This is a genomic window from Curtobacterium sp. MR_MD2014, assembly GCF_000772085.1.
In the GTDB taxonomy this organism is placed as follows: domain Bacteria; phylum Actinomycetota; class Actinomycetes; order Actinomycetales; family Microbacteriaceae; genus Curtobacterium.
In genome coordinates this window covers 963,767-984,467 of sequence record NZ_CP009755.1, presented here as the reverse complement: position 1 = coordinate 984,467, position 20,701 = coordinate 963,767, and the positions used below count along the sequence as shown (strand labels likewise).

Annotated in this window: 17 protein-coding genes; 5 read left to right on the top strand and 12 right to left on the bottom strand. The window is 71.4% G+C overall.

Annotated elements, in window-relative coordinates; translation table 11 throughout:
* Nucleotides 1–180: 180 nt before the first annotated feature.
* The 4 genes from NI26_RS04565 to NI26_RS04550 all read right to left on the bottom strand — a co-directional run bounded on the left by NI26_RS04565 (nucleotide 181) and on the right by NI26_RS04550 (nucleotide 5,513).
* Entirely contained in the window at nucleotides 181–2,169 is a 1,989-nt protein-coding gene (locus tag NI26_RS04565) for an ArnT family glycosyltransferase (RefSeq protein ID WP_066652997.1), read from the bottom strand.
* Nucleotides 2,166–3,695, bottom strand: coding sequence for a glycosyltransferase (locus tag NI26_RS04560; protein ID WP_144411252.1), 1,530 nt, complete (start codon nucleotides 3,693–3,695; stop codon nucleotides 2,166–2,168). Before NI26_RS04560 ends, NI26_RS04565 begins: the two co-directional genes overlap by 4 nt.
* Nucleotides 3,692–4,222, bottom strand: coding sequence for a GtrA family protein (locus tag NI26_RS04555; RefSeq protein ID WP_235426514.1), 531 nt, complete (start codon nucleotides 4,220–4,222; stop codon nucleotides 3,692–3,694). The genes NI26_RS04560 and NI26_RS04555 overlap by 4 nt, the downstream gene beginning before the upstream one ends.
* A 286-nt stretch (nucleotides 4,223–4,508) precedes the next feature.
* Nucleotides 4,509–5,513: an aldo/keto reductase family protein gene (locus NI26_RS04550; RefSeq protein WP_066652995.1), complete on the bottom strand. Its 1,005-nt coding sequence runs from the start codon at nucleotides 5,511–5,513 to the stop codon at nucleotides 4,509–4,511.
* Nucleotides 5,514–6,167: 654 nt separating this feature from the next.
* On the opposite strand from NI26_RS04550, the gene NI26_RS04545 reads away from it, so the two are divergent.
* The 4 genes from NI26_RS04545 to NI26_RS04530 all read left to right on the top strand — a co-directional run bounded on the left by NI26_RS04545 (nucleotide 6,168) and on the right by NI26_RS04530 (nucleotide 9,979).
* The gene (locus NI26_RS04545) at nucleotides 6,168–6,833 is read left to right on the top strand and encodes a hypothetical protein (protein WP_066652992.1); all 666 of its coding nucleotides are present in this window, start codon (nucleotides 6,168–6,170) and stop codon (nucleotides 6,831–6,833) included.
* Between the two features lie 120 nt (nucleotides 6,834–6,953).
* Entirely contained in the window at nucleotides 6,954–7,514 is a 561-nt protein-coding gene (locus NI26_RS04540) for a YceI family protein (protein WP_066652989.1), read from the top strand.
* 528 nt (nucleotides 7,515–8,042) lie between these two features.
* Complete coding sequence (locus NI26_RS04535) at nucleotides 8,043–8,609, top strand: TIGR03086 family metal-binding protein (RefSeq protein ID WP_066652986.1); 567 nt, start codon at nucleotides 8,043–8,045, stop codon at nucleotides 8,607–8,609.
* Between the two features lie 386 nt (nucleotides 8,610–8,995).
* On the top strand, nucleotides 8,996–9,979 hold the full coding sequence (locus tag NI26_RS04530; RefSeq protein ID WP_066657884.1) for an aldo/keto reductase: 984 nt from the start codon (nucleotides 8,996–8,998) through the stop codon (nucleotides 9,977–9,979).
* Between the two features lie 100 nt (nucleotides 9,980–10,079).
* On the opposite strand, the gene NI26_RS04525 is transcribed toward NI26_RS04530, so the two are convergent.
* Nucleotides 10,080–11,009 carry an oxygenase MpaB family protein gene (locus NI26_RS04525; RefSeq protein ID WP_066652984.1) on the bottom strand — a complete coding sequence of 310 codons (930 nt, stop codon included), beginning with the start codon at nucleotides 11,007–11,009 and terminating at the stop codon, nucleotides 10,080–10,082.
* A gap of 59 nt (nucleotides 11,010–11,068) precedes the next feature.
* On the opposite strand from NI26_RS04525, the gene NI26_RS04520 reads away from it, so the two are divergent.
* Nucleotides 11,069–12,751: a long-chain-fatty-acid--CoA ligase gene (locus NI26_RS04520; RefSeq protein ID WP_066652982.1), complete on the top strand. Its 1,683-nt coding sequence runs from the start codon at nucleotides 11,069–11,071 to the stop codon at nucleotides 12,749–12,751.
* Here NI26_RS04520 and NI26_RS04515 read toward each other — a convergent pair.
* The 7 genes from NI26_RS04515 to NI26_RS04485 all read right to left on the bottom strand — a co-directional run bounded on the left by NI26_RS04515 (nucleotide 12,738) and on the right by NI26_RS04485 (nucleotide 20,096).
* Nucleotides 12,738–13,754, bottom strand: a complete 1,017-nt coding sequence (locus tag NI26_RS04515) for a DMT family transporter (protein WP_066652979.1) — start codon at nucleotides 13,752–13,754, stop codon at nucleotides 12,738–12,740. The two genes, NI26_RS04520 and NI26_RS04515, sit on opposite strands and share 14 nt — an antisense overlap.
* Nucleotides 13,751–15,652, bottom strand: a complete 1,902-nt coding sequence (locus NI26_RS04510) for an amino acid transporter (protein ID WP_235426593.1) — start codon at nucleotides 15,650–15,652, stop codon at nucleotides 13,751–13,753. The genes NI26_RS04515 and NI26_RS04510 overlap by 4 nt, the downstream gene beginning before the upstream one ends.
* Nucleotides 15,653–15,802: 150 nt before the next feature.
* Nucleotides 15,803–16,648 carry an ABC transporter permease gene (locus NI26_RS04505; RefSeq protein WP_066652975.1) on the bottom strand — a complete coding sequence of 282 codons (846 nt, stop codon included), beginning with the start codon at nucleotides 16,646–16,648 and terminating at the stop codon, nucleotides 15,803–15,805.
* On the bottom strand, nucleotides 16,645–17,721 hold the full coding sequence (locus tag NI26_RS04500) for an ATP-binding cassette domain-containing protein (RefSeq protein WP_081984714.1): 1,077 nt from the start codon (nucleotides 17,719–17,721) through the stop codon (nucleotides 16,645–16,647). The genes NI26_RS04505 and NI26_RS04500 overlap by 4 nt, the downstream gene beginning before the upstream one ends.
* A 59-nt stretch (nucleotides 17,722–17,780) precedes the next feature.
* Nucleotides 17,781–18,665 (bottom strand): hypothetical protein, encoded by an 885-nt coding sequence (locus NI26_RS17140; RefSeq protein ID WP_235426511.1) that lies wholly within the window; start codon nucleotides 18,663–18,665, stop codon nucleotides 17,781–17,783.
* Nucleotides 18,666–18,886: 221 nt separating this feature from the next.
* Nucleotides 18,887–19,288: a DUF3054 domain-containing protein gene (locus NI26_RS04490; RefSeq protein WP_066652973.1), complete on the bottom strand. Its 402-nt coding sequence runs from the start codon at nucleotides 19,286–19,288 to the stop codon at nucleotides 18,887–18,889.
* A gap of 154 nt (nucleotides 19,289–19,442) precedes the next feature.
* The gene (locus tag NI26_RS04485; protein ID WP_066652971.1) at nucleotides 19,443–20,096 is read right to left on the bottom strand and encodes a spermidine/putrescine ABC transporter substrate-binding protein; all 654 of its coding nucleotides are present in this window, start codon (nucleotides 20,094–20,096) and stop codon (nucleotides 19,443–19,445) included.
* Nucleotides 20,097–20,701: the final 605 nt, after the last annotated feature.

The window sequence follows — 20,701 nt, the reverse complement described above, 5'->3', positions numbered from 1 at the left end:
TGGCCGGTGGCGGTGCGCGAGCGGGCGGATCCTGCTCGGGGCTGCCGGTTCGGCTACCGGTTCCGCCCGCTCACGACGGGGCCGGGGTCGGGAGGCGCTCGCCGTTCCGCGAGCGGGCGGATCCTGCTCGGGGGCTGCCGGTTCGGCTACCGGTTCCGCCCGCTCACGACGGGGCCGGGGTCAGGAGGCGCTCGTCGGCGTCGTCGTGGGGTCGGCCGGGGTGTAGGTCACGACGACCCGCTCCCCGTCGCGCTCGACGTCGGCCGGGCGGATCCCGTCGCTCATGGCATCGAAGGTGGCGACGGCACGAGCAGCATCCGCCCGGTCGGCGGTCTGCACGACGAGCCGGCGGAAGGGCTGCCCGTCCTCCCCCGTGAGCGGGCGGAATCGTTCGACCGCCACCGACTGGTCAGCGAGCACCTGACCGAGGGCGAGCATCGCGCGCGAGTCGACCTGACCCGCTCGGAACTGCGACTTCGTGCCGGCGTCGGCACGGAGCGCCGGGTTCTGCGCGAGCTCGGTCCCCATCGTCTTCCGCCCGTTCGTCGCGGCGGTGATCGCGTCGTTCGCGGCCGCCTCGCCCTCGGAGTGGATGCGACGGACGTCGACCTGCTGGTCGCCGGTGCCGAACGTGGCCACGCTCGTCGAGTTCCGGATGGCGAGCGACACGTCCTGCGAGGAGTTCCCGCCGGTGCGCATCGAGTCCGTCGTGACCACGTAGTCGGAGTCCTTCCACCCGTTCGGCGACTGGCGCTGGACGGCGGCGTCGGTGTCGAGCTTGTAGTACCAGATGACGTTGTTGCGGGCGTACCCGTCGCGGACCAGGTCGACCCACATGGCGTCGTCCACGAGCAGCCGCGAGGACTTCGGGACGTTGTCGCCGACCCACTGCTCGGCCTGCTGCATCGGCAGATCGAGGTTCGCCGACGTGAACCCGCGCAGCTGCGTGCCCCAGAGCGGCACCGCCACGACGACGGCCGCTGCGGTGACCACGGCCCAGGCGGCACCGAAGCCACGTCGAGCGATTCCGTGCACCCGGGTCCGGGCGTTGGACCGGATCCGTCCGGCGAGCGCGAGGACCGCTCGCTCGGCGGTGTACGCGACGAGCAGCGCTGCGAAGGGCACGAGCACGATGACGTACGGCACCGGCAGGTACCCGTTCGGGCGGAACATCATCGCGAGCAGGAAGACGAGCATCGCGGCGATCGGGCGGACCCGGCGCAGGAAGAGCCCGACGACCGCGGCGGCCGAACCGAGCACGATGAAGACGGGGTCGAGCGCCCACCACTGTGCGGCGGCCTGGTTCGCCAGGCTGCCTCCGTCGAAGATCGATCCCGACGCGGTGCGCGAACCGAGCTGGTAGGTGATGCCCTCGAAGAGGCTCACCCGGCCGGCGCCGGGCAGGAGCTCACCCTTGACCGCGGCGAGCAGCAGGTAGCCGCCACCGATGACGACCAGGACGGCCCCGGCGACGCTCAGCGTGTACCGACGGGTGCTCCTGTCGGCCCGGCGGACCGCGATCCAGATCAGGAACGGCAGCGCGAGCAGGTACGTCTCCTTGGAGAGCACCGCGACGCCGAGGCACGCGGCGGCTCCGGCGAACCCGGCGAGCTGCTGGCGTCGGCTGAGCGCCAGCACGAACGCGGCGAGGAGCCACGGCGTCGCGACGTTGTCGATGTAGACCGTGCGGTGGTACTGCAGGGCCAGCGGCGAGAGGGCGAAGACGAGCCCCGCGACCGCGGCCGTGACGCGACCTGCGCCCAGTCGACGCGCGAGGACGAAGAGCAGGACGCTGGAGACGGCGGCGAAGAAGACCATCGCCTCGCGGGCGGCCTCGACGGCGAACGGGTAGCGCGCGAACGCCCCGGTCAGCGACGTGTACGCCGCGATCTGGATCCACCCCAGCGGCGGGTGGTCGTACCAGTAGGTGTAGTGGGTGATCTCCCCGAGGTTGGCGATCGCCCACGCCTGGGCGGTGTAGGTCCCCTCGTCGTCGATGCGCTGCGGGGTACCGGTCATGTTCCACGCCTGCACCACGACGGTCACGATGAGGACGGGCACCAGCCAACCGATGCTCGCCGCGTGGACACGGAACCAACCGCGCACGCCGGACAGGGAGGCGGCACCCCGGACGGGGATCCCGGTGGTGTGGGTGATGGTGGCGGTCATCGGGCACCTCCTGCAGACGAACCGGCGAGCGCACGCTCAGACGAGGACGAGGACGAGGACGCAGCCGATGATGCGGACGCAGCCGAGCCGGTCAGCTCGGACGCGAACCCGACGACCTCGGGCTGAGCGCCACCGGTGCGGTGCTGGCCCGTGTGCTCGGTCTTCTCCCACCCGTTCTGCCCCTTGACGTGGCGGACGACGGCACGGACCGCCGCTGCGGCGAGGAACACCTGGTACGGCACCAGGCCGAGGACGAGCTTCACGTAGTCGCGGATGCGGACCTTCTCCTTGTAGATGCGGCCGAACTCGTTGAGTCCGACGACCTCGACGGCGAGCAGCATGAGCGTGGGCGCCACCGGGATGAACGAGACGAGGGCGATCGCCGTCGGCACCTTGACGAAGAGGATCATCAGGACGCTGAGCGGGATGAGCAGACCGGTCGCCGCCTGGATGAACGGCATGGTCAGCATGTAGCGGGCGAAGAAGCGCTGGCGGAAGGACGGCAGCTTCTTCCACTCCCCCTTGCCGAGCACCTGCAGGAAGCCCTGGTTCCAGCGGGTCCGCTGCTTGAGCAGGGACGCGAACGTGGGCGGCGTCTCCTCGCGCGTGACGGCCTCGGGGCTGTAGGCGACGACGACCTTCGCGCCGTCGGCGGAGAGCCGGACGCCGAGCTCGCAGTCCTCGGCGAGGCAGTGCGCATCCCAGCCGTCCGACCACTCGAGGCGCTCCTTCGTCACGAAGACGGTGTTGCCGCCGAGCGGGATGAACTTCGAGCCCGCGTGGAAGTGCAGGCGCGAGCGGAACCAGAAGTAGTACTCGAGCACGTTGCGGAGCGACCACCAACTCGACTTGAAGTTCATCAGCTGGACGCCGCCCTGCACGACGTCAGCGCCGGTCTCCTGGAAGCGCGAGTCGACGAGCGACAGCAGCTTCGGGTAGACCTCGTCCTCGGCGTCGAACACCCCGACGATGTCGCCCGTCGCGTACTGCAGCGCGAGGTTCATCGCCTTCGGCTTGTTCTTCGGTGCGGTGTCGTCGACGACCACGCGGATCAGTCCCGGATGACGCTCCGCAGCCGCGCGCACGACGGCGTCCGTCTCCGGGTCGTCCTCGCCGACGATCGCGATGATCTCGAAGTCCGGGTGGTCCTGCGTCGCGAGCATGTCGAGCGTCTCGCCCATCACGTCCTGCTCGTGCCGACCGGGCACCAGCAGGGTGAAGCGGTGGGCGGCCGGCAGCGGGGTCTGGCTGAAGCTCGTCGACTTCAGCGCGTCACGTGAGCGCCAGGCGTGCAGCATCCACCACAGCGTGGTGAGCGCGATCACCGTGAGCAGCACGGAGACCGCGATGAGCGCCGAGTAGCCGACCCACTCGCCCAGCGACCAGGCGACCTGCGGAGCCTGTCCCGAGCCTCCCGTCGGGACGTCCGTGGTCCCGCGGTTCGGGAGGTCCCCGGCGGGACCGGTCCCCTCGTTCGGCTGCAGCAGCGGGCCGGCGGCCGTCAGCAGCGTGGTGGTGATGGTCATGCGGCGTGCTCCTTCGCGTGAGCGTCGGTGGAACGGAAGACGAGGGCCTTGTACGCGGCGAACCGGAAGACGGTGCCGAGGACGAGACCCACCCCGTTGCCGGCGACGTTGTCGGCGAGGGTCGAGGTGAAGCCGAGGACGTAGTGCGAGACGAACAGGCAGGCCGCGGCGATGCCGAGACCGATGACGTTCGTGACGGCGAAGAGGAGTCCCTCGCGGAGGGTCTCCTTCCGGCCGACCTGCCGCTGCGAACGGAACGTGATCGAGCGGTTCGCGAGCCACGCGACCACCGTGGCGATGACGGCGGAGACGATCTTCGCGGCGATCGGACCGTCGGGCAGGACGGTCGCGCGCAGGAGGTTGTAGACGCCGAGGTCGATGAGGAAGCAGATCGCTCCGATGGCGCCGAACGACGCGAGCTGCGTCATGGTGGCGCGGAGCCGCGGGCCGAGGGCCGGTCGTGCGACGCTCGCCGCAGGGACGCCGGTCGCCGCTGGGTGGGCGGTCGAGGCGGTGGAGGTCGGCACCGAGCCTGTGCCTGGTGGCACCAGAACGGGGGTGACGGTTCGGGTCATGCCCCCTCTTCGGGGGCACGTTGCGGAGTGGTTTGGTCGGGGTACAGCTCCTGCCAGGACTCTGCCAGTTCCGCGACACCTGCCGTTCATCAGTGAACATCCTTCAGCGTTTTTGCTGATCAGGTGCCAGAAGGGCAGTCCGTCCGGACGGTCGCGCTCGTCGTGAGCTTGCTGTACGACGGACGGGAGGCACGGTGCCAGCTGGCACCGTGCCTCCCGTCCGTCGGTCGGTCGCGCGCTACGCGGGGCGCTGCTCCGGGCTGACCGTCTTGCTGGCATCGCGCTCCGGGATGTCGCCGAGCGCCTCGTCGATGGCGGCGAGCGCATCAGCGTCGAGCGTCACGCCCGCGGCCTTCACGTTGTCGGTGACCTGCTCGGGGCGGGACGCGCCGACGATCGCCGAGGCGACGTTCGGGTTCTGCAGCGTCCACGCGATCGCGAGCTGGGCCAGCGTGAGGCCGGCCTGGTCGGCGACGGGCTGCAGGCGCTGCACGGCTTCGAGGACCTCGTCGCGCATGAACCGCTTGATCATGTCCGCGCCGCCCTTCTCGTCCGTGGCGCGGGACCCCTCGGGGGCCGGCTGACCCGGCTTGTACTTGCCGGTGAGGACACCCTGTGCGATCGGGGACCAGACGATCTGGCTGAGACCGAGCTGCTTCGAGGCGGGGACGACCTCGCCCTCGATGACGCGCCACAGCATCGAGTACTGCGGCTGGTTCGAGATGAGCTGGAAGCCGAGCTCCTTCGCCAGCGCGGCACCGGCGCGGATCTGCTCCGCGTTCCACTCGCTGACGCCGATGTAGAGCGCCTTGCCCTGACGGACGACGTCCGCGAAGGCCTGCATGGTCTCCTCGAGCGGCGTCTCGTGGTCGTAGCGGTGCGCCTGGTAGAGGTCGACGTAGTCGGTCTGCAGGCGCTCGAGCGAGCCGTCGATCGACTCCATGATGTGCTTGCGGGAGAGGCCGACGTCGTTGTGCCCCTTCGGCCCGGTCGGCCAGTAGACCTTCGTGAAGATCTCGAGCGACTGGCGACGCTCGGCCTTGAGCGCCTCGCCGAGGACCGTCTCCGCCGCGGTGTTGGCGTACGTGTCGGCGGTGTCGAACGTGGTGATGCCGGCGTCGAGCGCTGCCCGCACGCACTGGGTGGCGACGTCGTTCTCGACCTGCGAGCCGTGCGTCAGCCAGTTGCCGTAGGTGATCTCGGAGATCTTGAGTCCGGAGTTGCCCAGGTACCTGAATTCCATGCTCCTGACGCTAGTGGAGTGAGCGCTCTCGTGAGGGGGTGTGCGAGTACCTGTGGAGAGGCACGGGCGCCGCCGGCACGGGCGCCGCCGGCGCGGGCGCCGCCGGCGCGGGCGGGCGGAACACGCGGTGTGGTGCGGCGGGGTCGGATCGGGTGCTGGCGCGAGCGGGCGGAACACGCGACGCGCGCCTCCCGACCTCATCCGGATCCGCCCGCTCGGGGTGCGAGCAGCAACAGACCGGATCCGCCCGCTCCGGGCCGCACGCACCGGTCCTCGGCAAGGCACGAGTCCTGCACACCTCGCTCCGTCCGGCGCCCGTCCACAGCTCGACAGCACCCGCCACGGCCGACCTGGACGATCAGGCACGCTGCCCGCATGTCCCTCGCCGACCACTTCCCGCCGCCGCTCCGCGGACGCCCCTTCCGCGTCCGCGAGGCACTGCACCGCGGTGTCCCGGCAAGCCGACTCCGCTCACGACGGCTCTGCCGCCCCTTCCACGGCACACGGTGCTGGACCCCACCCACCTCCCACGCGGACCGTGCACGCGCGGTCGCTCCACGGCTCCGGTACGACCAGGCGTTCAGTCACACGACCGCAGCGCACCTCCTCGGCATACCGCTCCCACGCAGACTCGAGGCAGACCGACGCATCCACGTGACCACCATCGGCAAGGACCAGGCCATCCGCGTGCGCGGGACCGTCGGACACCGAACCAGGGCACACCTCGCGAACGTCGTCCGTTCCGGGACCACCCCGATCGTGGACCCGGCCACCACCTTCGTCGTGCTGGCAGCGTTCCTCACGGTCGACGAGCTCGTCATCGCCGGCGACGCGTTGGTCGGATGGCTGAACTGGTGCACGGTCGACGAACTCAGGGCCGTCGTCCGCCGCCACCGCGGCGGGCGGCACGTCCGCAAGGCACGCGCCGCGCTCGCCGAGGTGCGCCCGGGCTCGCGGAGCCCGGGCGAGACACGTCTCCGACTGGTCCTGGTCCGGCGCGGACTCCCCCTTCCGTCGCTCAACCACGACGTCGTCGTCGGAGGCAGATGGGTCGCCTGCGTGGACCTGGCCTACCCGGACGCGAGGGTCGCGATCGAGTACGAGAGCGACCTCCACCGATCCGACCCGCGGGTGTTCCGCAAGGACCTGACACGCGGCGAGCGACTGAAGGACGTCGACTGGTGGCTGGTCCGGGCCACAGCGGATGACGTCGGTCCGCTCGCCGACGACTTCGTGGAGCGCATCCGGCGGCTGCTCACGACGGGCACGGCCGGGAGGCACGACACGCGGTCCCGACATCCCGTTGCGACGTTCACGTGAACATTGGTTGACGCTTCAACCAAACAGGTGCACAATGGGCTACAGTTCGAATCGATGCAGGCGCATGAAGATGCTCGCCTGGTCGGGAACCGCAGACCAACGCTCTCGTAAGGAGTCACCATGACGCTCAACGCCTCCGCCATCCCGGGCTACCAGACCGGTACCTGGAAGATCGACCCGACCCACTCCGAGGTCACCTTCTCCGTTCGCCACCTCGCGATCAGCAAGGTCAAGGGCTCCTTCGAGCGCTTCGACGCGACGCTCGTCACCGCCGAGAACCCGCTCGACACGACCCTCGAGGCCTCGATCGATGTCGCGAGCATCAACACGAACCAGGCGCAGCGCGATCAGCACCTCGCCACCGGTGACTTCTTCCTCACCGAGGAGCACCCGCAGATGACCTTCAAGTCGACCGGCATCCGCGAGGACGGCGACGACATGCTCATCGACGGTGAGCTCTCGCTCCGCGGCGTGACCAAGAACGTCACGCTGAAGACCGAGTTCGGTGGCGTGACGACCGACGGCTACGGCCAGGTCAAGCTCGGCGCCGAGGCGACCACGAAGATCGACCGCACCGAGTTCGGCGTGAACTGGAACGCGGCGCTCGAGGCCGGCGGCTTCACGCTCGGCAACGACGTCACCATCAACCTCGACGTGCAGTTCGTCCTCCAGGCGGCCTGACCTCCGGGTCACTGAACCACGGCTGTCGCCCCGCCCGAGCGCGGGGACGACGGCCGCGGACACCGAACGAAGTACCTGCAGTACCCGGAGAACGGCCCGGCTCCTCCCCCACGGAGCCGGGCCGTTCCGCGTTCCCGATGGCCCGGTCCGTGATCGGTGAGCCGGCCGGACGCCCGCCCGTGAACTCGAGCGGGCCTTTCCCGTGGCAGCCGTTGCCCTGCATCCGCCGATCCCGTCCGCTCGGGCACGAGCGGGCCGTTCCCGCAGCCGTCCCCGCCGCCGCGTACCGATTCCGCCCGCCCGAGCACGAGCGGGTGTTTCCGTCGCTGCCGGCTCGACCTCGACGCCGGATCCGCCCGACCGTCGCGATGACCGACCGCCCTCGGCCCGCAGACGACACCGAGCACTGCCGCGCACGCGCACAGAACTAGCGAGCGGGCGTAGCGTGTCGCCTGTTCAGCGCGGGAATCGCCCGTCCGTCGGTCCCGTTGCACCTCGCACCCGCCCCGACCGAAGAGGAGCACCACCATGGCCACCGACTGGATCGCGCTGCAGTCCCTCGCCGCAGCCGAGTTCGGACGCCGCGTCGCTGCAGTGACCGACTGGGAAGCGTCCACTCCCGACTCGGAGTGGACCACGCGCGACCTGGTGACGCACGTCATCGACGAACAGCGATGGATCCCCAAGCTCCTGACGGGGTGCGACTACGCGCAGGCCGAGGCGGACCTCGAACCCATCGGGCAGGACCTCGTCGACGAGTGGGCGAAGTTCGCGGCGGCAGCTTCGAGCGCATGGCAGAACGCGCCCGCTGACACTCCCGTGCACCTCAGCACCGACGTGGTCCGTGCAGACGAGTACCTGACCGAGCAGACCAGCGACATCACCATCCACACGTGGGACCTCGCGCGCGCGACGGGGACCGACGAAGCGTTGCCCGACGAACTCGTCCGCGCTGTGTGGGAGTACTTCGAGCCGCAGATCCAGGACCTCGCGGCGACCGGGCTGTACGCCGCGCCGGTCGAGGTCGACGACGATGCGCCGCTGCAGGTCCGCCTGCTCGCGGTCACAGGTCGCGATGCCAGGGTGAACGCCTGACGCGTCTTTCCGCCCGTTCGACACCGAGGGACGGAATCGGCGGCAGCACGCCAGTGGGCGGAACCAGCGGCAGCGTGAGCGCACGCGAGGAATATCCGCCCGTTCGTCGTTCGGCAGGCCGGACGCCTGACTGCTGACGGCCCGACACGACGACGATGACGATGACAGCACTCATCCAACAGGAACCGCCCGCCGGACACCCGGCGGGCGGAATCGACGAAGGAGCCATCACGAACGCAGCAGACAACGCCCGCTCGACCGCCTCGACCGACGCCCACGGACGCCACGGAGCCGCCGAAGAGACCGCAACCCCCGGAACGACCGGAACCCCCGGAACGACCGGAACCACCGCCTCGACCGACGCCCCCGACGCCGCCGGGTCCTCGGTGCGCACGACCCGCCTCGGGCGCACGGGCCTCGAGATCAGCCGCATCGTCCTCGGCATGATGTCCTACGGCAAGCCGGACCAGGGTGCCCACCCGTGGAGCGTCGACATCGACGACGCCCGCCCGTTCGTCCGCCGTGCCTACGAGGCCGGCATCACCTCGTTCGACACCGCCAACGTCTACTCGGCCGGCTCGAGCGAGGAGATCACCGGGCAGCTCCTCAAGGAGATCGCCCCGCGGGAGGAGGTCCAGGTCTTCACCAAGGTCTTCAACCGCATGCGCCCCGGTCCGAACGGCGCCGGGCTCTCCCGAGCCGCGATCATGCACGAGATCGACGCCTCGCTGACCCGGCTCGGCACGGACTACGTGGACCTGTACCAGATCCACCGGTTCGACCCGCACACGCCGATCGAGGAGACCATGGAGGCGCTCCACGACGTCGTCAAGGCCGGCAAGGCGCGCTACATCGGCGCGAGCAGCATGTGGGCGTGGCAGTTCGCGCAGATGCAGCACACCGCCGAGCTGCACGGGTGGACGAAGTTCGTCAGCATGCAGGACCAGTACAACCTCCTCGAGCGTGAGGAGGAGCGCGAGATGCACCCGTTCGCGCAGGCGACCGGCGTCGGCGTCATCCCGTGGAGCCCACTGGCCCGCGGCAAGGTGACCCGCCCGTGGGACGCCCAGGGTTCGGGCAGCCGCTCGGACACGGACGAGTTCGGCAAGACGCTGTACCGCCAGGACGAGGACGCGAACCGTGCCGTCGTCGACGCGGTCCAGCAGGTCGCCGAGGCCCGCGGCGCGAGCATGGCGCAGGTCGCCCTGGCGTGGGTGGCCGGCAAGCCCGCCATCACCGCGCCGATCATCGGCGCGACGAAGGAGCACCACATCGACGACGCGGTGGCGGCGGTCGCGATGGAGCTGACGCCCGATGAGGTGTCGCGACTCGAGTCCGCCTACACCCCGCGGGTGCCGTCCGGTTTCTGACGCGACCCGACGACGGACGGGAGGCGCGGTGCCAGCTGGCACCGCGCCTCCCGTCCGTCAGGTCAGTCAGTCCGGCAACGCCGCACGGACGGCGCACCGCTCAGGCGGTCGCGTCCTGACGCGACTCCTGCTCCAACCGGGCGATCCGGACGAGCGCCGCGCGCTCGGTGCCCGGGGTCGTCCCCAGCACCGCGCCGATGCCGTCGAGCACCACGCCGGCGACCTGCCGCACCGGCAGCTGCACGGGCCCGACCCCGGGCGTCCGCAGCGCGAGCATCGACCGGTGTCGCGGGTCGAGCGACGCGACCGCTCCGTCGAACAACGCCCGGTAGCCCGGTCGGAGGAGCCTGGCGAGCGGGGGGTCCTTGATGAACCGGACCACGTCGTGCGTCCGGGCGTCGGCCTTGAGCTCGCCGCGGTCGAGGTACCCGTTCATCTGTGCTCGGAGTTCGGCGTCCGACTCCGGAGCGTCCTCCACCCCCATCAGTCGCCCGGCGACCGCCCACTCGCGCACGTAGGCGTCGGCACCACCCGGGATGGGCTTGCCCCACACCTGGGCGCTCCGCAGGAAGGCATCGGTGAAGGCGAGGTGCACCCACCGCGCCAGGTCGGGGTCGTTCGCGGCGTACGGCTTCGTCACGCCGTGGCCGTCGACGTACTCGCCGACCACCCGCTCGTGGAGCTTCCGCACCCACTGGCTGGCGTGCGTGGCCTGCTGCGTGTCGCCGTGCGAGACCGTGTAGATCCACCGGATGGTGCCGGCGAGGCGGCCGAACGGGTCCTCGCGGTAGCGCGAGTGGTCGGCCACCCCGGCGAGGGCCCCCGGGTGCAGCGCCTGCACGAGCAGCGCCCGGACCCCCGCGAGCACGGTGTGGTTGCCGCCGTGCACGGCCCAGGTCGCGGAGCCCGGGCCGAAGAAGCCCGCGTCGGAGCCCTGTTCGAGCTCGTCGATCCAGGCGGGACGCTCGGTCGCGCCGTTGGTGAAGGTGTCGTTGAGGCGGGAGCGGAACGCGTCGGACACGGAAGCCATGCACCCATCGTCCGTCGTGCCCCTGACAACGAGCACGGCTCCGCCGGTAGGTTGGCCGAGTGAGCATCGACACGCCTCGTCCCTGGCTTGCCTCGTACGCCCCGGGGGTCCCGCACGACATCGACGAGCCCACGGGCTCGCTCTCCGACATCGTGGAGCAGTCCGCGGACCGCTTCCCGGGGAAGGTGGCGCTCGAGTTCTTCGGCAGGACGACGTCGTACGCCGACCTGCAGGAGCAGATCCTGCGGGCCGCGAACGGCCTGCGGAAGCTCGGCGTCGGTGCCGGCGACCGGGTGGCGATCGTGCTGCCGAACTGCCCGCAGCACGTGGTGGCGTTCTACGCGGTGCTCCGACTCGGCGCGATCGTCGTCGAGCACAACCCGCTCTACACGGCGCGCGAGCTCCGGCACCAGTTCGAGGACCACGGCGCGAAGGTCGCGATCGCGTGGGACAAGTCCGTCTCCACGCTCCAGGACTTCCCCGCAGACCTGCGCCTCGACGCGATCGTCTCCGTCGACCTGACGCGCGCGATGCCCCGTGCGACCCGTATCGCCCTGTCGCTGCCGGTGGCCAAGGCCCGCGAGTCGCGCGCGAAGCTCACCACGAGCGTGCGTGGCACGACGAAGTGGGACGACCTCGTCTCGACGCGCAAGCTGTCGAAGCGTCACCCGCGCCCGGCCACCACCGACGTCGCGCTCATCCAGTACACGTCCGGTACCACCGGGGTGCCGAAGGGTGCGGTGCTGAGCCACCGGAACCTGCTCGCCAACGCCGCGCAGGCACGGGCGTGGGTCCCGACGATCCGCCGGGGCGACAACACGGTGTACGCGGTGCTGCCGATGTTCCACGCCTACGGCCTGACGCTGTGCCTGACCTTCGCGATGAGCATGGCCTCGCGGCTGGTGCTCTTCCCGGCGTTCGACCCGGCACTCGTCCTCAAGGCGATGAAGAAGCACCCGCCGACGTTCCTGCCGGCCGTGCCGCCGATCTACACCCGACTGCAGCACGCGGCGGACTCGGCGAAGGTGTCGCTGCAGGGCATCGAGATCGGCATCTCGGGCGCCATGCCGCTGTCGCAGAGCGTCGTCGAGCCGTGGGAGGCCCGGACCGGCGGCTACCTCGTCGAGGGCTACGGCCTGTCCGAGTGCTCCCCCGTCCTCATGGCGAACCCGGTCTCCCCGGAGCGTCGCCTCGGCGCGATCGGACTGCCGCTGTCGTCCACCGAGGCCCGCGTGGTCGACCCGGACGACCAGACGAAGGTGCTCGGCACGGGCGAGGCCGGCGAGCTGCAGGTCAGGGGCCCGCAGGTGTTCCGCGGCTACTGGGGCAAGGCCGAGGCCACCGACGAGGTCTTCACGCCCGACGGCTGGTTCCGCACCGGTGACGTCGTGTCGATCGACGCGGACGGCTTCGTCAGCATCGTCGACCGGCTCAAGGAGCTCATCATCACCGGCGGCTTCAACGTCTCGCCGTCCGAGGTCGAGGACGCCCTGCTCAAGCACTCCAGCGTGCGCGAGGTCGCCGTCGTCGGCATCACGCAGGGCGGCAACGAGCAGGTCGTCGCGGCGGTCGTGCCGAAGGACCGGGCGTCGTTCGACGCCGAGGCGCTCCGTGCGTGGTCGCGCGAGCAGCTCGCGGCCTACAAGGTGCCGCGGCGCATCGTCGTGGTGGATGACCTGCCGCGCTCGATGATCGGCAAGGTGCTCCGCCGCAAGGTGCGGGACCAGATCACCGCGAAGTAGGCGGGCCGCTCCGTCGCGGGACCGCGAGCAGCGCGAGGCCGACGACGACGAGCGCGACCCCGAGCCACCCGGCACCGCCGAGGTGTTCGCCGACCACGAGCACGGCGAGCACCGCGGCGACCACGGGCTCGAACAGCGACAGCAGTGTCGCGACCGAGGCGCTGACCCGCCGCAGCCCGACCGCGTACAGCGAGTGTCCGAGCACCGTCGGCACGAGCGCGAGGTACACGAACACGGGCCAGTTCGCCCCGACGACGAGCGCGTCACGTCCCGCGACCGCCGCGAGCACCACGAGCGGGACGGCAGCCAGCCCGAACACGGCGCCGACCACCCCGCGCCCGCCGGCACCGGCCGCACTGCCCGACACGGCGGTCGGCAGTGCCGGCGGCACCGGGGCAGGCCGGGTCGCCGCGTGCATCCCCCGCGCGACCGCCCACGAGTAGGTGGCGTACGTCAGTCCGGCGAGCAGTGCGCTGCCGAGCCCGAGCAGCAGGGACCCGTCGCCCGGCGCCGCCGTCCTCGCGAGCGTCACGACGACCATGCCGACCACGCCCACCAGGGTGGCGACGACCCAGCGACCGGTGACGCGCCTCCCGTCCGCCGCCCACTCCACGATGCCCGCGAAGAGCGGCGACGACCCGATGGCCACCGTCGTGCCGAGCGCGACCCCCGCGTCCGCGAGCGCTGCGTAGAACGCGACCGCGTACACGACGAGCGAGACCGCGCCGAGCAGCACCCAGCTCCGTGCACCGGGTCGGACGACCGCGCGCAGCGCGGAGCGACCCGTCGTCGCGGCGAGGACGAGCCCGCCGAGACCGAACGTGACCGCACCGAAGACGAACGCGGGAACGCCGGGTGCGAAGTGGGTCGCGGTCCCCGTCGTCCCCCACACGGCGGCGGCGACGAGGACCGCCACGGGGCCGCCCACCGGACGGGAGGCACGACCCACCGCCGCCGGGTCGGGCACGACACGTGGACCGTCGGCCGCCGCCGGGTCGGTCACGACACGTGGACGGTCGGCCGCCGGTGCACGTCCGGCTCCGCCTCGCGCAGGACCTCGCGCGTCACCGGGGCGACGTCGCCGACCCCGGTGAACACGAAGCGCAGGGCGTTCTGGATCGGGCTGCCCTCGTTCCACTCGAAGTAGATGCTCGGCACGACGCCGGCGATGTCCCGCACGGCGAGCAGCGTCGACGCGATGGTGTTCGGCACGTTGCCGGACCGGACGCGCAGGACGCGGTGGCCCTGCACGACGTGTCCCTCGACGACCAGGTCCTCCTCGAAGTCGGACGAGTCGGCTGGCAGCACCTCGAGGAACATCGTCGGCACGCGCGCGGGGATGCCCGAGTCGCGGCGTTCCTCGCGCCCCTTCGACCGGTAGGCCTCGGCGGTCCCGGCGCCCGGCTCGTTGGCGATGATGCAGACGGAGCTGAACTGGTCGGCGTCGGCCTCGATGAACTGCCGGGCGGTCGCGTCCAGCTCGATCGACGACGCCCGGAGCTCGAACGACCGCCGCACACGGGACACCAGCGACACGACGACGATGGCGATGATGAAGACCGCGGCGATGCGGACACCGTCCGGACGTTCGATGACGTTCGCGACCGTGGTGTAGACGAACACCACCGCGATGACCCCGAAGCCGATCGTCCGCTTCTTCTGCTGCCGCCGCCGAGCCGACAGCGTCACCGCGACGGCCGCGCTGGTGATGAGCACGAGGACACCCGTGGCGTAGGCGCCGCCCTGCGCGTCGACGTTCGCCTCGAAGATGATCGTGATCGCGAAGGCGATGAGCGTGAAGATGATCACGAGCGGCCGGGTCGCACGCGCCCACTGCGGCGCCATGCCGTAGCGGGGCAGGAAGCGCGGCACGAGGTTGAGCAGGCCGGCCATCGCGCTCGCGCCCGCGAACCACAGGATCGCCACCGTCGACACGTCGTAGACCGACCCGAAGACGTTGCCGAGGTACTCGTGCGCCAGGAACGCCAGGGCGCGACCGTTCGCGCCGCCGCCCGGCTGGAACTCCTGCTGCGGGATGAGGAAGGTCGTGGCGATCGAGGACGTGATGAGGAACGTGCTCATGATGATCGCGGCGGTCGTCAGCAGGCGCTTCGTGCCGCGGATCCGTCCCTCGGGGCGGCCGTCCGGGTCGTCACCGGCCCCGCCGCGCACCTGCGGCATCACCGCCACGCCCGTCTCGAAGCCGGAGAGGCCGAGCGCCAGCTTCGGGAACACGACCAGCGCGATCCCGATCATCACGAGCGGGTTGCTGTGCTGCGCGGTGAGGTTCGACCACCAGTCGCTCGCGACGACGGGACGCTCGAACACGTGCCACAGCGCCACGACGACGACGACCGCGTTGAGCAGGAGGAACACCGCGACGAGCCCGACGGCGATGCCGATGGCCTCCTTGAACCCGCGGAGGAACACGACGCCGAGCAGGAGCAGCAGCACGAGCGTGATCGGCACCGGGATCTCGGTGAACCAGTGCGGCGTGAAGGGGTTCTCGGCGATGTGCGCGGTGGCGTCGGCGGCCGAGAGCGTCATCGTGATCATGAAGTCGGTCACGGCGAACCCGAGCAGCACGAGCACGAAGAGCTTCCCGGCCCACCACGGCAGCAGCTTCTCGAGCATCATGATCGAGCCGGCACCCTTGAAGCTGTCCGACGCGACCCGTCGGTACACGGGCAGGGCGCCGAACAGGGTCACGAGCACGAGCACGATCGTCGCGATGGGCGACAGCAGCCCGGCGGCGAGCGCCGCGATGGCGGGCTGGTATCCGAGCGTCGAGAAGTAGTCGACGCCGGTCAGGCACATGACCCGCCACCACGAGTGGGTCTTCTCGACCTCGACCTGGTGGGGGCCCTGGTGCGAGGCACCCTGGTCGGCTCCGTGCAGCATCCAGCGGCGCAGCCGCTCGCTGCGGTCGGAGGGTCGCCCGGTGGCGCCGCCCTGGGCGGCACGCTCGGCTTCGGTCGCGGTCACGAGAGTCGATGGTAAGCGGTCCCGACGACCCTCGGGCACCCCACGACCGGGTCTGTGGACGGCGCCTCAGCCCGCGCTGATCCTGGTGTACTTCCGCACCGACAGCGGCACGAACACCACGAGCAGCACCACGATCCCGATCAGCACCGTCACGACCGGGTGCTGCATCGTCCAGACGTCGGGGACGGGAGCCGTGCCGACGTTGCCGAACAGCTCCCGTGCGGCCTGCACGAGCGACGACACGGGGTTCCACTCGGCGAACACCCGCAGCACGAGCGGCATCGTCTCGCTCGGCACGAAGGCGTTCGAGATGAACGTCAGGGGGAACAGCACCATGAAGGACGCGTTGTTGATGACCTCCGGCGTCCGGACGCTCATCCCGAGCAGCGCCATCACCCAGCTGAACGCGTAGCTGAAGAGCAGGAGCAGCCCGACCCCGGCGAGGAACTCGTGCGGTGCGGACCCGACCCGCCACCCGACCGCCAGCCCGGTCAGCATCATGATCACCATCGAGATCGCGTTGAGCACCAGGTCCGAGTTCGTGCGCCCGACGAGCACCGCCGACGCCGACATCGGCAGGGTCCGGAAGCGGTCGATCAGGCCCTCCTTGAGGTCCTGCGCCATCGCCGACCCCGAGAAGGTCGCCCCGAACACGACGGTCTGCGCGAAGATCCCCGCCATCAGGAACTGCGTGTAGTCGGTCCCCCGCACCTGGATCGCCCCGCCGTAGACCTGGCTGAAGAGCAGCACGAACATGATCGGCTGCAGCACCGCGAAGACGAGCATGTCCGGGGACCGCTTGATCTTCGTCAGGTTCCGTCGCGTGACGGTCCAGCCGTCCTCGAACCAGATCGCGACGGGCGAGGTCACGACCACCGGCAGCTGCTGCCGCGACGCGCCGACGGCGGTCACCGGACACGCTCCGGGGTGCTGTCGTTCGTCTCCCCCGTGGCTCCCACCGTGTCGCGTCGCCCCGGCCGGGAGGAACGTCCCGCGCCCGCCCCGCCGCCACCGTCCGGCGCGTCCTCCTCGTCCGCCGTGGCGGCGTGTCCCGTGAGGCGCAGGAAGACGTCGTCCAGCGTCGGGCGTCGCATGCCGGCGTCGTGCAGCCGGATGCCCGCCTCGCCCAGGTCGGCGAGGACCCGCTGGAGCGCCTGCGGTCCGGCCTCGACCGCGATGCCGGAGGTGCGCCCGTCGGCCGACGTCTCCACGTCCCCGACGCCGTGGCGGCGCAGGGCGGTGACCACGGCCTCCCGGTCGTCCTCGTCCACCAGGGTGACCACCACACGGTGTCCACCGACCTGTGCCTTGAGCTGGTCGGCGGTGCCCTCGGCGATCACCCGTCCGTCGTCGATCACGGCGATGTCGTCGGCGAGCTGGTCGGCCTCCTCGAGGTACTGCGTCGTGAGCAGCACGGTGGCGCCGTCGCCGACCAGGCCCTCGATGATCGCCCAGAGGGCCAGGCGACTCCGGGGGTCCAGTCCGGTGGTCGGCTCGTCGAGGAACAGCACGCGCGGGTTCGTGACGAGCGCACCGGCGAGGTCGATGCGCCGACGCATGCCGCCAGAGAAGCCCTTCACGGGTCGGTCTCCGGCCTCGGACAGGTCGAACACCTCGATGAGTTCGCGCGCCCGCTGCCGCGCTGCCCGTCGACCGAGGTGGTACAGCCGGCCGATCATCTCGAGGTTCTCGGCCCCGGTGAGGTTCTCGTCGACCGCGGCGTACTGCCCCGAGACACCGATGGACCGCCGGGTGGCCTGCGGATCGGCGACCACGTCGACGCCGTCGATCGTCGCCCGGCCGGAATCCGGGGTGACGAGCGTCGTGAGGACCTTCACGGTGGTGGTCTTGCCCGCGCCGTTCGGACCGAGCAGCGCCGTGACGGTGCCCTCGGGGACGGACAGGTCGAGCCCGGCCAGCGCGTGCACCGGACCCGAGCGCGATCGGTAGGTCTTGGTCAGCCCGGAGGCTTCGATGATGGCCATGTCGCTCCCTCGTCGGCCACGTCGGTGTGGTGTGGGGTCGGAGGGAGCGACGACGTCACTCAGACGTCGAAGTCACCACCGAAGTCGCCGAAGCCGCCGCCGCCGCCGCCGAAGTCTCCGCCGCCGTCGTCCCAGCCCGCGTTCTCGTACCCGCCGCCGTCGGACGCGCCCGCATCGGACGCCCCGCCGTCACCGGAGTCGGCACCAGTGTCCTCCGAACCGCCGTCGCCCGCAGCATCGGTACCGCCGTCGAACGATCCGGCGTCGGGCAGGAAGGCGCTCATGATCGCCGAACCGATGACGTACCCGGCGACCGTGCCGAGGATCGAGGCGCCGATCATCCGGCCGAACGACGGACCACCGCGCTGGCCCATCGCTCCCGCGCCGCCGTTCATGCCGCCGAGCGAGCGCTCCATGAAGCCGGGCTGCCGGATCTCCGAGCGGGTCGCCGCCTGGGCGAGGGACCGCGGGTCGTCCCCGCGGGGGGCCTCGCCGTCCGGGGCGCTGCGGGTGAACTCGTCGTAGACCATCCGACGCTGCTCGGGCGTCAGGGTCGCGAAGGCCTCGGCGTGGACCTCCTCGATGCGCTCCGGCGGCGCCGTGCGGAGCAGGTAGCGGTAGCGCTCGACGGCGCGCTCGTCGTCGGTGGACGCTGCACCCTGCGGTCCGCCCGGCTGCTGTCCGCCGTACTGCTGGCCGCCGTAGTGCTGGCCGCTGGGCTGAGCGGGACCGCCCCACTGCGGGGTCCCGTACTGCTGGCCGCCGTACTGCTGGCCCTGCGGGGTCCCGTACTGCTGTCCCTGCTGGACGGGCGGCACCTGGTACGACTGCTGTCCGTACCGGTAGCCCTGCTGCTGCTGCGGCTGCTGCTGCGGCTGGCCCCACCCGCCCTGCTGGTCGCGGTCGCGCTCGGGACGGCCGAGCAGTCGGTCGAGGAATCCCATGTCGTTGCTCCTTCGGTGCGGTCCGCCCCGGTCGGGAGGGTCCGTCGGTGCCACCCTAGGGAGCGCCGGCGACCGCTGACTGTGCGACCGCACAGAACTGGCCGAGAGCGGTGTCGGCGCGCGCCGAGTGCCGTCGACCCGGCACTGGAGCGTTCGTCGGCGGGACTCGGGCGGGCGACGAGGACGGGGCTCCCTCCACGGCGACGAGCGCCGGCGACTGCTCAGGCGCGCCCGCGACCCCGCCGCCCGGTGCGGAGGACGAGCCCGGCGAGCAGCCGCCACCCCAGCAGGAAGACCGCGAGCGAGATCGTCGCGACGATGACGAACGACAGGGGCAGCGGATCCCCCGCGACGTCGCCCTGCCCGGTCAGCACGCGGAGCAGCATCCCGATCGCGACCGTCGCCACCCACACCACCACACCGGTCGGCCACACCCTGAGCGGACGCCGCCAACCGCGCACGACCAGGTACCCGACGAGCCAGCCGGCCAGGAACGGGTACGCCGTCGTCCACAGTCCGGTGAGCGACGAGGCCTCGGCGTGGGAGGACCGCCCGATGAGCGCGAAGGCGACGATGAGGACGATGTCGACGACGGCTGCGAGCCAGCCCCAGGTGCGAGTCACCCGACCATTCTCGCGCGGTCGGAGCGCTGCTCGTGACCCCCGCCCGGTCGTCGCACCCACCCCGTCGTGACCCTGCGCCGTCGTTGCCCTGCCCGTCGTGACCCAGTCCGTCGTGACGCTGCCCGTCGTGACCCAGTCCTGCCGGGGCCCGCGCTCAGAACAGCCCGGGGCGACCGTTCTCCTCCGGCAGGTCGAACCCGCGGAACATGTCGGACACGAGCGCCGCGATCTGCGGTTCGACCAGGCGTTCGACGGCCTCGGCGATCCGCGGACGGTGCTCGACGAGGGCCAGGCACACGGCCGTCCCCGTGGCGCGCGCACACTCGTCGGACAGGGCGATCTCGTGCCGCAGTGCGGCCTTCGCCTCGTCGGACAGCGGTTCGCGCGGCGTCTGTTCCCCCGCCCCCGTGCCGGTCATCTCGTCGAGGGTGAACAGGAACGGCTCCCCGGGCGACGGCTCCGGGTCCACGTCGAGTCCCTGGAACTCCGGCGACAGGCCCTCGGTCGGCTGGTAGCCCGCGTGCCGCTTCCGCGCGGCGGCCCGTTCGAGCTCACGGTGCAGCAGCGGGAGGTTCTTCGCGGTGTACTCGTCGACGGCGTCCTCGACGATGGTCGAGATCCGACCGATCAACGCGTGCTGGACGGCGTGCGGCACGTCCGGGCCGAAGCCCGCTGCCGAGGCGATCGGAGAACCGGTGCACTTCCGGCAGATCCGCGTCCGCGGGCGGGCGGTCCCGATCTGCCAGCGCGGCAGCCAGCGCAACCACACGTCGACCGCGCTCCGCACGCGACCGTCGATGCCGTCCATCCCTCAACAGTAGGCCGCGCGGCGCGGTTGCCCCCGGAGCGCGCCCGAGCGGGCGGAAACGCGCCGCGCTCGCCGAGCGGCCCGCACGTTCCGCCCCCTCGTCGGCCCGGCGCGGTGCGGCGAGCGGCCAGGTGTGCCGCGAGCGGGCGGAAACGCCTGCCGGACCGGTCGCGCAGGTGCGAGTTCCGCCCGCTCGGGTGAGCGTCCGGCACCACCCGGCGAGCGGGCGGAACGGCCGAGCAGCCCTGCGCGGACCTGCGCGTTCCGCCCTCTCGCGCTCGGTACCGGACGCGCGAGCGGACACGTCGCGCGAGCGGGCGGGACCGGCGACCGGACCGGGCGCGGGAGTACGCGATCCGCCCGCTCGCGATGGTCGCCGGACGCGGGGGCCGGCGAACGGGCGGAACCGGCGACCGGACCGGGCGCGGGAGTACGCGATCCGCCCGCTCGCGATGGTCGCCGGACGCGGGGGCCGGCGAGCGGGAAGGAACCGGCGACCGGACCGGGCGCGGGAGTACGCGATCCGCCCGCTCGCGATGGCCGCCGGACGCGGGCGCCGGCGAGCGGGAAGGAACGGCAGCAGGGGTGGTCCGCCCCCGCCGGTT